The organism is Sporosarcina sp. Y1004, assembly GCF_057669665.1.
This window is the reverse complement of sequence record NZ_JBYHFQ010000029.1, coordinates 13,673-27,402: the sequence shown is the minus strand read 5'-3', so window position 1 is coordinate 27,402 and position 13,730 is coordinate 13,673. Positions and strand designations below refer to the sequence as shown.

13 protein-coding genes and 1 other annotated feature are annotated in these 13,730 nt (G+C 42.6%); of the genes, 5 read left to right on the top strand and 8 right to left on the bottom strand.

Annotation, left to right across the window (positions count from 1 at the left end; all coding sequences use genetic code 11):
- Positions 1 to 141: 141 nt before the first annotated feature.
- The gene (locus AC25Y6_RS16255; RefSeq protein ID WP_488143761.1) at positions 142 to 1,848 is read right to left on the bottom strand and encodes a peptide ABC transporter substrate-binding protein; all 1,707 of its coding nucleotides are present in this window, start codon (positions 1,846 to 1,848) and stop codon (positions 142 to 144) included.
- A 238-nt stretch (positions 1,849 to 2,086) separates the two neighbouring features.
- Between AC25Y6_RS16255 and AC25Y6_RS16250 the strand changes: the two genes are divergently transcribed.
- Together AC25Y6_RS16250 and trpS are read left to right on the top strand one after the other, a co-directional pair.
- Entirely contained in the window at positions 2,087 to 2,431 is a 345-nt protein-coding gene (locus AC25Y6_RS16250; protein ID WP_488143760.1) for a DUF3899 domain-containing protein, read from the top strand.
- Between the two features lie 59 nt (positions 2,432 to 2,490).
- Positions 2,491 to 2,747, top strand: a binding site (T-box leader).
- A gap of 48 nt (positions 2,748 to 2,795) precedes the next feature.
- Positions 2,796 to 3,782 (top strand): tryptophan--tRNA ligase, encoded by a 987-nt coding sequence (gene trpS, locus AC25Y6_RS16245; RefSeq protein WP_488143759.1) that lies wholly within the window; start codon positions 2,796 to 2,798, stop codon positions 3,780 to 3,782.
- Here the strand turns inward: trpS and AC25Y6_RS16240 are convergent.
- The 3 genes from AC25Y6_RS16240 to AC25Y6_RS16230 form a co-directional block, all read right to left on the bottom strand.
- A complete protein-coding gene (locus tag AC25Y6_RS16240; RefSeq protein ID WP_482100599.1) occupies positions 3,733 to 3,897 on the bottom strand; it encodes a hypothetical protein in 165 nt (54 codons plus the stop codon). The two genes, trpS and AC25Y6_RS16240, sit on opposite strands and share 50 nt — an antisense overlap.
- 1,201 nt (positions 3,898 to 5,098) lie before the next feature.
- Complete coding sequence (fabF, locus tag AC25Y6_RS16235; RefSeq protein ID WP_482100226.1) at positions 5,099 to 6,334, bottom strand: beta-ketoacyl-ACP synthase II; 1,236 nt, start codon at positions 6,332 to 6,334, stop codon at positions 5,099 to 5,101.
- A 78-nt stretch (positions 6,335 to 6,412) separates the two neighbouring features.
- Positions 6,413 to 7,345, bottom strand: coding sequence for a beta-ketoacyl-ACP synthase III (locus AC25Y6_RS16230; RefSeq protein ID WP_482103802.1), 933 nt, complete (start codon positions 7,343 to 7,345; stop codon positions 6,413 to 6,415).
- Positions 7,346 to 7,531: 186 nt separating this feature from the next.
- Between AC25Y6_RS16230 and AC25Y6_RS16225 the strand changes: the two genes are divergently transcribed.
- Complete coding sequence (locus AC25Y6_RS16225) at positions 7,532 to 7,714, top strand: DUF2929 family protein (RefSeq protein WP_482100224.1); 183 nt, start codon at positions 7,532 to 7,534, stop codon at positions 7,712 to 7,714.
- 91 nt (positions 7,715 to 7,805) lie between these two features.
- Here AC25Y6_RS16225 and AC25Y6_RS16220 read toward each other — a convergent pair whose 3' ends face one another.
- The 4 genes from AC25Y6_RS16220 to AC25Y6_RS16205 form a co-directional block, all read right to left on the bottom strand.
- Positions 7,806 to 9,941 (bottom strand): ATP-dependent Clp protease ATP-binding subunit, encoded by a 2,136-nt coding sequence (locus AC25Y6_RS16220; protein ID WP_488143758.1) that lies wholly within the window; start codon positions 9,939 to 9,941, stop codon positions 7,806 to 7,808.
- Positions 9,942 to 10,096: 155 nt separating this feature from the next.
- Positions 10,097 to 10,582, bottom strand: a complete 486-nt coding sequence (rraA, locus tag AC25Y6_RS16215; RefSeq protein WP_488143757.1) for a ribonuclease E activity regulator RraA — start codon at positions 10,580 to 10,582, stop codon at positions 10,097 to 10,099.
- Positions 10,583 to 10,745: 163 nt separating this feature from the next.
- Positions 10,746 to 11,054 carry a metal-sulfur cluster assembly factor gene (locus tag AC25Y6_RS16210; RefSeq protein WP_482100221.1) on the bottom strand — a complete coding sequence of 103 codons (309 nt, stop codon included), beginning with the start codon at positions 11,052 to 11,054 and terminating at the stop codon, positions 10,746 to 10,748.
- A gap of 54 nt (positions 11,055 to 11,108) precedes the next feature.
- A complete protein-coding gene (locus AC25Y6_RS16205; protein WP_488143756.1) occupies positions 11,109 to 11,876 on the bottom strand; it encodes a prolyl oligopeptidase family serine peptidase in 768 nt (255 codons plus the stop codon).
- 137 nt (positions 11,877 to 12,013) lie between these two features.
- Between AC25Y6_RS16205 and AC25Y6_RS16200 the strand changes: the two genes are divergently transcribed.
- The gene (locus AC25Y6_RS16200; RefSeq protein ID WP_488143755.1) at positions 12,014 to 12,823 is read left to right on the top strand and encodes a Cof-type HAD-IIB family hydrolase; all 810 of its coding nucleotides are present in this window, start codon (positions 12,014 to 12,016) and stop codon (positions 12,821 to 12,823) included.
- Between the two features lie 27 nt (positions 12,824 to 12,850).
- On the top strand, positions 12,851 to 13,708 hold the full coding sequence (locus AC25Y6_RS16195) for a DegV family protein (RefSeq protein WP_488143754.1): 858 nt from the start codon (positions 12,851 to 12,853) through the stop codon (positions 13,706 to 13,708).
- Positions 13,709 to 13,730 lie beyond the last annotated feature (22 nt).

The window sequence follows — 13,730 nt, the reverse complement described above, 5'->3', positions numbered from 1 at the left end:
AACCTACTACATAGTCAATTTGCAATACATTGATAAAATGAATTTTTAGTTTGTTCCATCTCAGTGAAAAAGAGAGTACATGGTCAGAAATACCCATATACTCTCTTTTCTATAAGATTTTAAGCTAACAAATTGTTATTCTTACTTTTCTGCAGCGTCGATGTACGCCCATTTGTAGCTATAGTCGCCACCGAATGGATGTGTAGCAAGATCTTTTACCGCTGGATTCATAAGAACCATTCTTCCGCGTTGATACTGAGGTGCAATAGCCACGTCATCTTCAAGAAGAATTTGTTCAGCTTTTGCAAAAGCTTCAAAACGTGCTACTGGATCAGTTGCGATTGTCGTTTTTGTAGATTCAATCAATTTGTCATACTCAGGATTAGAGTAGTTCATCTTGTTTTGTGGGCTTCCTGTTACGAACAATTCCATGAACGAGATTGGATCCTGGAAGTCAGGGCCCCATCCAGCTGATTGAATATCGTAATCACTTGTATCATCAAGTTCAAGACGTACAGCGAAAGGAACTTCTTTCAGTTTGATCGTCAAACCTGGAAGGTTTCTTTCAAGTTCAGATTTGAACCATTCTTGTTGTTTTTTAGCATTTTCAGTGTCTCCACCAAGGATTTCAAGTTCAACTTTATCTGTACCTAATGCTTTAAGTCCTTTTGCCCATGAAGCTTGTGCTTCTTCAACGTTATACACAGCGAATTCCTTGCTGTAGTCACGGAAATCTTTTCCGTCTTCGTCAAATGTGAAAGCAGTTGGTACTAAGAAGTTTGCAGCGATAGATCCATTGGCAAGAACTGCGTCTGCAAGTTCTTCTTTGTTATACGCTGTGGCAATTGCTCTACGAATGTCAGCATTAGCAAGTGGCGTAGCCTTACCACCACGTTCTTGGTTCATTTTGAAGTAGAATACTGCTGTTTCCATCTCATTGACGATGTCTGGATTATCAGCAAATTGCATTGCGTATTCAGCAGAAAGTTTTACACGGTCTTTCTTGCCTTGTTCATATAATTTAACTGCTGTTGCAGTTTCTTTGACAACGTCAACAACGATTTCATCAAGTTTTACAGTTTCTGCATCCCAATATTTATCGTTTTTAAGATATTTCCAACCGCTTGTACCATCCCAATCAGATAATGAGAATGGGCCGTTATAAATCATGGCGTCAGAGTTAGATGCATATTTGTCGCCTTGTGCTGTTACAAACTCTTCATTAAGTGGTAAGAATGTCCCGAAAGACATAAGTGATAGGAAGTAAGCAACCGGGCGTTCAAGTTCAATGATAAGAGTTTTATCATCTTCAGCTTTAATGCCTAGGTCTGCAATTTCTGCTTTCCCTTCGCCGATTTCAGTAGCATTTTTAATCATTCCCGCCATCAAGTACGGTCCGTAAGGTGAACCTGTGTCAGGATCAATCGCGCGCTGCCAAGCATATACGAAGTCATGTGCAGTTACAGGTGTTCCATTTGACCATTGTGCATCACGAATTTTGAATGTATAAGTCAGTCCATCTTCACTGATTTCTGGCTCGCCTTCTGCCATAGCTGGTACCGGAAGGCTTTCTTGGTCAAGGCGGTAAAGCCCTTCCATGATGTTGTTCAGTACGTTGAAACCAACTGCATCTTCTGAAATTGATGAGTCAATAGAAGGAATCTCTGCCTCTTCAACCAAATTAAGAACTTGTGCTACATCTTCAGCAGGTTCTTCCGTAGTTCCTTTGTCTTTGTCTTTTTCCGGTTCTGTAGTGCCTGCGTCTTCATTTTTGTCGCCGCACGCTGCTAGGAACACGCTAAGTACAAGCATGATACTAATTAGCCACATAAACTTGTGGGTTTTCAAATCGATGACCTCCTCTAAATTGTCTGATAACTAGGTACTTCATCATTATACTATGATTATTTCAGTTGTACATACCTTTTTAAAATATCATAGTGTACTAATACAGATATTATTCCTATAATGCTATAATGGTAACGCTTACAGCGGAACTTTTTGGTAAAACATTCATAAACTTTTTTCTGTACTATTGATTTTTTCTGTCTATACCATTACTATTACTTTGGAACGAGGTAGTTATATGAAAACAATTTTCCGTAACTTTCTAATCACACATCTACTAATTGCTGTAATGATGCTTGTCTATTTCAAAGAGATGACTCTCCTCTCTTATATAAATGCATCTTTCATCATTGGCGGTATTATAATGTTCATCGGTTTGGTTTCACTTGTTTTTTCAACCGGTTTTTTCGATGTATTCACGGTAAGCATGAGAAAAGTATTTACATCTAAGAAACGAATGGAAGATGTCATGTCGATGCGAAAGCCTTCAGAAATATTTACAGGGAATGTTGGCCCTTTTCTAAGCGTTGGTGCACTCATCCTCGCTGTAACAGGAATTGCCCTCGTTGTCTTCTATTTATAAGGAACCCGCCTATTGCATTGTTTTCTTTTACGCTTTATAATGGTGAATAACATTTATAGCGAATGGCTTTGAAGGAAAAGAGTATTTCAGTATTCGTATTGCAGAGAGCTTGTGGTTGGTGCAAACAAGCATACTAAACTGGAAGAATGGGATCCTGAGCCTGACAAGTCAACCCACTTGAGTTCGTTCAATTTAGCTTGAATTTATTGATCGAACCGTGTGGAAATTTGTCACGTCCCCCGCGTTATGGGAATCAGAGTGGCCTTCGGGCAATTCGGGTGGTACCACGGTTGATCAAACATCAGTCGTCCCTTTTTTACGGGGACGGCTGATGTTTTTTTATGATTGAGGAGGAGATGTAAAGATGAAAACCATTTTTTCAGGCGTTCAGCCTACAGGAACAGTGACACTGGGCAACTACATTGGAGCGTTCCGTCAATTTACAGAGTTGCAAAATGACTTTGAATGTCTGTTTTGCATTGTTGATCAGCATGCGATTACAGTTCAACAGGATCCGGTGGAACTCGCAAAAACCATTCGTTCTCTAGCTGCCATTTATATTGCAAGCGGGATTGATCCTTCCAAGGCGGTATTATTCATCCAGTCGGAGGTTCCGGCGCACGCACAAGCAGGATGGATGATGCAATGTATATCGACGATCGGCGAGCTTGAGCGCATGACACAATTTAAAGATAAGGCGGAAGGCAAAGAAGGTGTTTCGGTTGGCTTGCTGACATATCCACCACTTATGGCCGCTGATATTTTAGTGTATAACACTGACATCGTTCCTGTCGGCGATGATCAGAAGCAACACCTCGAGTTAACACGAGATTTGGCGGAACGTTTTAATAAGAGATACGGCGAGGTCTTAACAATTCCTGAAGTCCGGATTCCAAAGAATGGTGCACGTATCAAATCCCTTCAGGATCCCTCAAAGAAAATGAGTAAATCCGACCCTAATAAAAAGGGAACCATCTCTCTTCTCGATTCACCGAAAGATATTGAAAAGAAAATCAAAAGCGCAGTGACTGATTCAGAAGGCATCGTTACATTCGATATCGAGAATAAGCCCGGCGTATCAAATCTGCTAACAATTGAAGCTGCATTGTCTGGCGTGTCAATTGACGATCTCGTTGCGAAATACGATGGTCTTGGATACGGTGCATTTAAAGCGGGTGTTGCTGAAGCAGTTATTAATCATTTGACGCCTATTCAAGAAAGATATTATGAGTTGTTGGATTCACCTGTTCTTGATGAAATTCTGGATAAAGGTGCGGAGAAAGCAAACGCAATTGCGTCTGTCACTCTCGGTAAGATGGAGGCCGCGATGGGGCTCGGACGTAGACGGTAAGAATGATCACGATTGCGGAAATAACGAACAGTGTAAAATCCGCCGTACGTAAAATGAAATAGAATATTTGATACCACTCATATCCTAGTGATCTGTAGTTAAAATAGAAAATCATATTTGAAACTGTAACGACAATGAGTCCGTAGCTCATAAGGAATAGGAATAACCTTGTCATTATGCATCGTCCTTTTGATTTTCTTTGATTATATGACTGCATGCCCCTCTTTTAGACGAAAGAGGGGCTTTTGTGTGGAGTAAATTTGGAGATATAGTTGGCTGGCTTATATGGCTAGGGCAATTTGGAGTGTGGAATTTAGATTTCTTGGCGCTTTGGGGATGCCTCTCGCCATGAGCCTAGATTAACGCTTCGCATCCAGTCTTATAGCTTCGCCGACCCCTTTGCCGCGCCGGCACTGGAGTGTAACATTATTGATTGAGTTTTAGTTCAGAGTGTGGAATTTATACCGCATGGCGCTTTGGGGATGCCTCTCGCCATGAGCCTGGATAAACCTACGCATCCAGTCTCATGGCTTCGGCTACCCCTTTGCCGCGCCGGCGCTGGAGTGTAACATTATTGATAGAGTTTTAGTTCAGAGTGTGGAATTTATACCGCTTGGCGCTTTGGGGATGCCTCTGGCCCTGAGCCTGGAATAGCGCTTCGCATCCTGTCTCAGGGCTTCGGCTACCCCTTGTCGCGCTTGCGCTGGAGCGTTCCATTATTGATAGTAATTCTGAGATGTATGCACTGAGATTATAATGTGATTACTATTTGATACTAATTTCATTGGAGAAAAAGGCACTATAGATTGCAAGTCAAATCTCCAATAACGAAATATGCTTTCCTATTACATTGACCTTCCAGCGAAAGCGCGACTTCGTGGTAGCCGGAGCGATAAGACTGAAAGCGATCTCCTTTCCGGCATATCGCGGGAGGCATCCACAAAGCGCTGAAGCGGTATTAACCGGCTTTCTGGTTCGTTCTATATATACATACTGTTGTCAAACTCATTCTCTCATTTTATGGAATTAACATTTACCAATCTCATCCTCAATAACGAAATGTGCTTTCTAAAATAGACCTTCCAGCGCAGGCGCGACTACGTGGTAGCCGGAGCGATAAGACGGAAAGCGGTCTCCTTTCTGGCTTAACGCGGGAGGCATCCACAAAGCGCCAAAGCGGTATTAGCAGAATCTCCGTTTCACTCTACGTATATATACTGTCGTTAATTGCCATCGCATTGTTTATAAACCGAATCCAAAACCTAACCAAGCAAAAAAAGACGCCCCTTTTAAAAGGGACGCCCAACCATTTTAATTTATATCTTTTTGAACACGAGTGTAGCGTTATGTCCGCCAAAACCAAGAGAGTTGCTCATTGCATAAGTGATGTCGGCTTTACGTGCACCTTCAGTGACATAATCAAGATCACATTCAGGATCCGCATTGACATAATTTGTTGTCGGTGGAAGAATTCCTTCTTGTAGCGCCTTCACTGTGAAGATTGCTTCCAATCCGCCTGCCGCACCAAGTAAATGACCCGTCATTGATTTGGTTGAACTCATTGCAAGTTTATAAGCATGCTCACCGAAAACTGTTTTTGCTGCCATTGTTTCGTATTGATCATTATACGCTGTGCTAGTCCCGTGGGCATTGATGTAATCGATTTTGTCAGGACTGATGCCGCTGTCTTCAATCGCTTGCATCATCGCTCGCGCACCGCCTTCGCCACCAGGTGCTGGAGCTGTTATGTGATATGCATCACCTGTCGAACCGTATCCGACCATTTCCGCGTAAATTTTCGCACCGCGTGCGACAGCATGTTCATACTCTTCAAGAATGAGAATCCCCGCACCTTCTCCGATTACGAAGCCGTCACGTTCCTTGTCGAAAGGACGTGATGCAGTTGCTGGATCCGGATTTAGTGATAAAGCTGTGTTTGCACAAAAACCAGCAACAGCCATCGTTGTAATCGGTGCTTCTGCCCCGCCGGTAATCATGACATCCGCTTCACCTCGACGGATGACTTCAAATGCGTCGCCTATTGAATTCGTACCTGATGCACAAGCTGTTACTGTACATGAATTAATGCCTTTTGCACCGTGGTAAATGGAAACTTGGCCAGCTGCCATATCCGGTATCATCATTGGAACGAAAAATGGACTAACGCGGCGGTAGCCTTTCTCTTGGAATGTTAGAAACTGTTGTTCATGTGTTTCCATGCCACCGATGCCTGATCCAATCCATACACCTGTACGAAGCGCTAAGTCGCCTTCAAGTACCAGGTCCGCATCTTTCATCGCCATAATCGAGGATGCAAGCGCGAAATGTGTGAATCGGTCCATTTTACGCGCATCTTTCCTCGAGATGTACGTTTCGATATCGAAATCTTTAACCTCTGCTGCTACTTTTACAGGAAACTTATCACTGTCAAGTCTTGTCAATGGTCCAATTCCAGACTTGCCTTCTAATGCCGCACTCCATGACTCCTCAGCGGAATTCCCCAATGGCGAAACAGCACCAATTCCTGTAACTACTACACGTTTTGTTTCCATAGCGTATAAACTTCCCCTCTATATAAGATAATTCGATCAGTTATTGCAAAACCATTTTAAAACGTATTTCCCCAATTCTTAACGTCCCCACTTGATGCATAAAGCACCCCATGTTAATCCTCCACCGAATCCAACAAGAACCAGGACATCATCATCTTTTACTTTGCCTTCAGCTAAATCATCGACAAGTGAAATGGGAATAGATGCCGCAGATGTATTACCATATTTATGAATTGTCTTCGACATTTTTTCGACTGGTAAACCAAGTCGTTGTCTAGATGCTTCCATAATTCGGATATTTGCTTGATGTGGAATGAGAAAGTCAATATCTTCTTTTTGAAGACCCGCTTTTTCAATAACACTTTCAGCCGTTTCTCCCATTTGACGAACAGCAAATTTGAATACTTCGCGGCCGTTCATGACAAGTTTTTCATCCTGGTATAGATGTTTGCCGCCACTACCGTCTGCACCAAGTTCGAATGACAGAATTCCACGTCCTTCACTCACTTTTCCGATGACAGCAGCTCCCGCTCCATCTCCAAAAAGAATCGCGGTATTGCGGTCTTCCCAGTTGGTGATTTTTGAAAGTTTTTCAACACCAACAACGAGTACATAATCATATGCTCCCGACTCGACGAATTGTTTCGCAGTAACAACACCGTACATGAAACCTGCACAAGCCGCTGAAACATCCATTGCTGCTGCATGTGTTGCGCCTAACTGTTCTTGAAGCATGGCAGATACAGAAGGAAACGGTCGGTCCGGTGTTACTGTCGCAACAAGGATTAGTCCGATTTCTTCTGGCTTAATTCCTGCTTTATCAATCGCTTCCACTGCGGCATTGTAGGCCATATGAGAAGTATTCGTTGAATCATCTGCAATTCGTCTTTCTTCGATGCCTGTCATTGTACGTATCCATTCATCTGAAGTATCTAAACGCTTCTCAAGGTCCGCATTCGTTAAAACTTGTGTTGGCACGTATTTACCCATGCCTAATATACCAGCATTCATTTCGCATCCCCCGCTCTTTATCATCTATTATTAGTACCTGCTCTTAACTATAAAAGAAACAGGCCGATTTTTCAACCCGCTGACACTTTTTCGCCAAATAAACTTCTGATTCCATGGAAAATAGTTTCTCCAATGCACTTGCTGTGCTATGATAAATAATGAAATAGTAATGTAGAGGTGAATTCGATGAGATACGTAATGACATTTTTCTGGTCTTTCTGTTTAATCACAATGTTGAACTATGTAACTGGTGCAATTGCCAACGTACCATTTGACTTCATGGCAGGTGTGGTTGTTTCTTTAATCGTTGGTGTAGTCGTCATCATCTTGGGTGAAGCTTTACCAAACGGAGAAGTTGCAGATAATTGATCAACAAAAACCATCTCCCACGTCGGAGATGGTTTTTTATTGGATAACCCATAGAAAAAGCCACGGAATTCAAGCGCCGCGGCTTTTTCTTTTAGACTAGCTGAATAACCAGTTTTCCTTCTTCCATAGTAAGAACGAGCTTATCATTCAGCTTGAGATCGCCTTTAATGACTTCTTTTGCAACAATTGTTTCAACATGGCGCTGGATGAACCGCTTCAATGGACGTGCACCGAAATCGGCATCTGTTCCTTCATTAATAATCCAATCAAGTACATCTTCGCTGTATTCCAAAGCAATTTCCTGCATGCGTAATCGTTTGACGAGGTCATCAATCATTTTTCGTGCAATCCTGCGGAACGAATTTCCTGTAAGCGAATGGAAAATGATAATATCATCCATTCGATTTAATAATTCCGGTTTGAAATGATTTTTTAATTCAGCCATAACGAGATCTTCTGCTGCATGATTTTCTGTATCGTCCAAACCATGAAGCAAGTAGGCTGAGCCAATATTTGACGTCATGATGACAACTGTATTTGTGAAATTTACGAGTCTTCCCTGACTATCGGTAATCCGTCCATCATCTAGCACTTGTAGCAAGATATTTGCAACGTCCGGATGTGCTTTCTCGATTTCATCCAACAAGATGACCGCGTATGGATTGCGACGAACCGCTTCTGTCAACTGGCCGCCTTCTTCGTAACCGATGTAGCCAGGTGGTGCGCCGACCAGTCTCGATATACTGTGTTTTTCCATGTATTCCGACATGTCGATGCGGATGAAATGATCTTCCGAATCAAACAGTGTTGCTGCAAGTGTTTTCGCTAGTTCAGTCTTTCCGACGCCGGTTGGCCCTAAGAATAGGAATGAACCAATAGGCTTGTCTGGATCTTTAATACCTGCACGCGCACGCCATACGGCTTCCGTTACAAGTTGAACCGCATCATCTTGCCCGATAACTCGCTCTTCAAGTGTTTCACGCAAACGAAGCAGTTTTTCACGTTCACCTTCAACCAGTTTCGTCACTGGAATGCCCGTCCACCTCGCAACAATCATTGCAATTTCTTCTTCCGTTACTTCTTCACGGAGCAGTCGATTTTCCTGACCATCTACGAGGATGGCCTCCATTTCATGCAACTCTTGCTCAAGCGTTGGGATTTTTCCATAAGAGAGTTCCGCTGCTTTGTTTAAATCAAAGCGATTTTCAGCATCTTCCAGTTCGCGCCGGAAACGATCTAGTTTTTCGCGTTTGTCCTGAATGACACGCAATGCCGCTTTTTCCGAATCCCACTGCTCACGCATTCCTGCGGACGAATCTTTCAGTTCTTTCAATTCACCCCGCAGTACCTCTAGACGGTTTTTACTCACTGCATCTTTTTCTTTACGCATAGCTTGTTCTTCAATTTCAAGTTGCATAATCCGACGTGTCACTGCATCTAATTCAGATGGCATCGAATCGATTTCAGTACGAATCATCGCACTCGCTTCATCGATTAAGTCAATTGCTTTATCCGGCAAGAAACGTTCTGTTATATAGCGGTCCGATAAGGTTGCCGCTGCGACAATTGCGCGGTCATGTATGCGCACGCCATGATGAAGTTCGTAGCGTTCTTTCAAACCCCGTAAAATTGATACGGTATCCTCCACGGAAGGTTCGCGTACAAGTACCTGCTGGAAACGACGTTCTAGTGCTGGATCCTTTTCGATATTCATGCGGTACTCATCTAGCGTTGTAGCCCCGATACAATACAGTTCGCCACGTGCTAGCATTGGTTTCAGCATATTTCCAGCGTCCATTGCACCTTCAGATTTTCCAGCACCGACAATGGTATGGATTTCATCGATGAATAGAATGATTTCCCCTGCACTGTCTTTCACTTGTTTCAGTACGCCTTTTAAGCGCTCTTCAAATTCACCGCGGTATTTTGCACCCGCGATAAGTGAACTCATATCAAGTTCGTAAATTTGACGGTCTTTCAATCCTTCAGGCACGTCGCCTTTCACAATCCGCTGTGCGAGTCCTTCTACGATTGCTGTTTTCCCAACGCCAGGTTCACCTATTAAAACAGGGTTATTTTTCGTTTTTCTCGATAAAATCCGAATGACGTTTCGAATTTCTTCATCACGTCCAATAACTGGATCCATTTTACCTTTTTTTACTTCTTCGACAAGATTGCGTCCGAATTGTTCAAGAGGTGTACGCTGGTCTTCTTGTTGTCCATCCATTCGCATAACCATCCACCTTTCTATAGGTTAACTTCGACTTTGACTATCTTTGACTAACTAAATTATAGGATGAATTGAACTTGTTGTAAAGTATTTGCACTGGATTGTAAACAAGGAATAACCTCTGAGAAGAGGCTTTCCTTCTCAGAGGTTTGTCAGTTGCTAAATAGATTTCGAGGAGCGACGACGACACCATCCTCATCAGCATAAACGTAATGATTTGGCGTCCATTCGATGTCTCCGAAGCGTAATACGATATCCTGCTCCCCATTACCCACTTTTATAGTCTTCATTGGATTGCTTCCAAGCGCAAGAACACCGATGTTGTGCGCTGAAAGTTCAGTTGTATCACGGACACAACCATTTATAATTATACCGGCAAGCTTACGTGTTTCCGCAATTTCACCTAGGTTCCCTCCAAGTAGTGCACATCTTTTGGATCCGCCTCCATCAACCACGAGAACGCTGCCCTCAGGAATTGTTTGCAGCGCTTCTTTTACTAGAACGTTATCTTCAAATACTTTAACCGTTGCAATCGGACCAGAAAAGTTTTTATTTTTACCATAAGATTTAAATTCAATGGCACATACTTGTAACTCACTTGCAAAATCGTCACACACATCAGCTGTATTTACCGACAAAATCATCCACTCCCTATATGTATATCATTCGACATTAATTCCAGATTCCTTTTTTACCAGGTACTAATTTAAAGCTATGTTTGAATTACGTCCGACTTTGTAGATTTTCCAAACAAAAAAACTGCATGACTCATCTCTAAGTCACACAGTCTGGATATTGGTATCATCTAACGCCAAGCGCTATTTTTGCATAGCGTGACATTTTCTCTCTAGACCATGGTGGATTCCAAATGATGTTAACATCAACATTTTTCACTTCTGGGAGTTCCATCAGTTCTTGTGTCACGTTGGCAACGATTTGCGGCCCCATCGGACAGCCCATCGATGTAAGTGTCATCGTAACTTTTGAAGTACCTTCTTCGTCGAGTTCAACATCATATACAAGCCCTAAGTTGACGATATCGACACCTAGTTCCGGGTCAATTACGTTTTCCAGTGCGCCCATCATACTGTCTTTCATATCCTGACTCATCTACATCCCTCTTTCCCTGCGTTTGATAGTCCCATCATAACAGAGTTTGCTCCATCATTTCAAATGAACAGCAAGCCACTCCGCAGCTCCTAGCATTCCCGTTCTGGAAACAGCATGCCCTGCCATTTTATCTGAAACAAATTTAATGTTGTCGGGCGTGTCAGTATATGCTGCTTTGACTGCCTTATAAAAGTTATGCGTCGGTTCATAAGGCACTACTGCATCCTGCTCACCATGCCAGAAATAGACAGGTCGCTTGTTTAGGAGTGATGGGTTTTTCGTTAAATCGAACGTTGCTAACGTTGCCAGTAGCTTCTGCTTTTCTTCAATTGTTATAGGTAATTTAAAACCGCGTCGCTCAAACTCAGCCATTTGCGCTTTTGCCAACTGAACGAAGCCTGGTGCGCCCATCATAACCGCTGCCGTGTCGATCCATTCATAAAGGGCAAGACATCCGAGCGTTGTAATGCCACCCATCGATGTCCCCGCAAAACCAATTTTCCCTGTCGAATGAAGGCCCCGTTTGTGCAGTTCGTCATGCAAGAAACCTGCTTCTTCAATGGAGGTTAAGATGATTTCCCAAAACCGCAAACTCAACTGAACTTCGTCTAAATCCTCTCCCCTAGCGCCATGCAGATGCGCATCAGGCAGTAGAACCCGAATACCTTTTTTCGCTATATTATATGCGTAATGCAAATTATGTTCTTTAGCACTCGTAAATCCATGGAAGAAAATAACGACAGGCACTTGTTTGTCTGCAAACTCTTCTTCCACTATATGAAGTAATGGGATATTTCCCCAAGATTCGTCAGTTATCATCATAGACAATCACCTGTTCCTTTTCAATCTAGCCTACCAAAGTTTTTCTAATAAAACAAAAAGTACGTTTTATGCGTTGGAATTTTTTGACGTGCATCACACTTTAACGATAGACTAATTAACAGAAGGAGGCGTTTTTTTTGAAGCCACATTTAATCGTCCTCGACCTTGACGGGACGTTACTCACAGATGAAAAAGTCATATCAGATAAAACAAAAAGCACATTAAAATTAGCAGAGGATAATGGCCACCACATCATGATTGCAACCGGTAGGCCATACAGAGCAAGTGAAGTGTATTATCGTCAACTTGGGCTTAAGACGCCCATCGTTAATTTCAACGGTGCGTTCGTACACCATCCAGGCGATCAATCTTGGAAAATCATACATGAGACGATTTCGCTTCCAGTAGTCAATGATGTCATTGATGCAATGCAGGAATTTACGTTCCATAATATCGTTGCTGAAGTGATGGATGATGTATATATGCACTATCATGACGAAAAACTGCTTGATATTTTTGGTTTTGGGAATCCTACAATTACACAAGGCGACATCCGTAAGTTTTTACAAGTCGATCCGACTAGTTTATTAATCCATGCACCTGACGATAAAGTCGATACCATCCGACGGCATCTCGGTGACGTGCACGCTGAAGTTATTGATCACCGCCAATGGGGAGCACCATGGAAAGTCATCGAAATCGTTCGGCATGGGTTGAATAAAGCGGTAGGCATTTCTCATGTATCCAAATGGATGGATATTCCGAAAGAACGGATTATTGCATTTGGTGACGAAGACAATGACCTAGAAATGATTGACTATGCTGGGGTTGGAGTTGCAATGGGCAATGGAATTGACAGATTGAAATCGATTGCGGATGAGGTGACTGATACCAATAACGAAGATGGCATTGCACGTGTCCTTAGAGAGAGGTTACACTTGAAGTAACTATATGTACCCAATGGAGGAATTTAAATGAGAATTTTTGTGGACAGTGCTTGCGATCTGCCAAAGTCATTTTACGAAGAAAACGATGTTACACTTTTCCCTTTACGCGTCTTAATTGACGACAAGGAATACGATGACATAGCAACAATTGATGCGTTGGAAGTTTATAATGCCATCCGGAATGGTAAACAACCTAAGACATCACAAGTAGCTCCCGAGTTGTTCCTGAAAAAATGGAGAGAACTCGCAGCATCTGGCAAAGATGGAATATACATTGCTTTTTCATCGGAGTTATCAGGTACATTTGATACTGCAATTATGACAAAAGATCAAATAAAAGAAACAAATCCAAGTATGAATCTAATTGTCATTGATTCAAGATGCGCATCTCTTGGTTACGGACTGCTGGTAAAAGAGGCGGTCCGTCTCCGTGATGCTGGAGAAGACGATGTGCGGACAATCGAACGTAAAATCCGTTTCATGGCCGGTCATATGGAGCACCTTTTCACCGTGGAAGATCTTGACTATATGGCACGTGGCGGGCGTGTATCAAAAGCAAGTGCATTCATTGGTGGTTTACTGAACATTAAACCTTTGCTCCACGTCGCAGGTGGAAAACTTGTTCCAATTGAAAAACACCGCGGACGTAAAAAAGTGTTGCGACGTATGACTGATTTGATGGCAGAGCGAGGCGATAATTTGTCTGAACAAACGATTGCAATCAGCCACGGCGACGATGAAGCTGTAGCACTCGAGTTGAAGGCAACGATTGAAGAGCTTTTCCATCCTAAAAGCATTGAAATACACCTAATTGGTTCAGTCATTGGCGCTCATGTAGGGCCTGGGACGGTCGGTATCTATTTTTTAAACAAGTTGAATAAATAATATTTCTCGAGGAGATTGAATG

Excerpts from the sequence above, each read along its gene's own strand:
- AC25Y6_RS16250 (WP_488143760.1), top strand. The coding sequence starts at position 2,087 with ATGAAAACAATTTTCCGTAACTTTCTAATCACACATCTACTAATTGCT.
- trpS (WP_488143759.1), top strand. The coding sequence starts at position 2,796 with ATGAAAACCATTTTTTCAGGCGTTCAGCCTACAGGAACAGTGACACTG.
- AC25Y6_RS16240 (WP_482100599.1), bottom strand. The coding sequence starts at position 3,897 with ATGATTTTCTATTTTAACTACAGATCACTAGGATATGAGTGGTATCAA.
- fabF (WP_482100226.1), bottom strand. The coding sequence starts at position 6,334 with ATGGAAACAAAACGTGTAGTAGTTACAGGAATTGGTGCTGTTTCGCCA.
- AC25Y6_RS16230 (WP_482103802.1), bottom strand. The coding sequence starts at position 7,345 with ATGAATGCTGGTATATTAGGCATGGGTAAATACGTGCCAACACAAGTT.
- AC25Y6_RS16225 (WP_482100224.1), top strand. The coding sequence starts at position 7,532 with ATGAGATACGTAATGACATTTTTCTGGTCTTTCTGTTTAATCACAATG.
- AC25Y6_RS16220 (WP_488143758.1), bottom strand. The coding sequence starts at position 9,941 with ATGGATGGACAACAAGAAGACCAGCGTACACCTCTTGAACAATTCGGA.
- AC25Y6_RS16210 (WP_482100221.1), bottom strand. The coding sequence starts at position 11,054 with ATGAGTCAGGATATGAAAGACAGTATGATGGGCGCACTGGAAAACGTA.
- AC25Y6_RS16205 (WP_488143756.1), bottom strand. The coding sequence starts at position 11,876 with ATGATGATAACTGACGAATCTTGGGGAAATATCCCATTACTTCATATA.
- AC25Y6_RS16195 (WP_488143754.1), top strand. The coding sequence starts at position 12,851 with ATGAGAATTTTTGTGGACAGTGCTTGCGATCTGCCAAAGTCATTTTAC.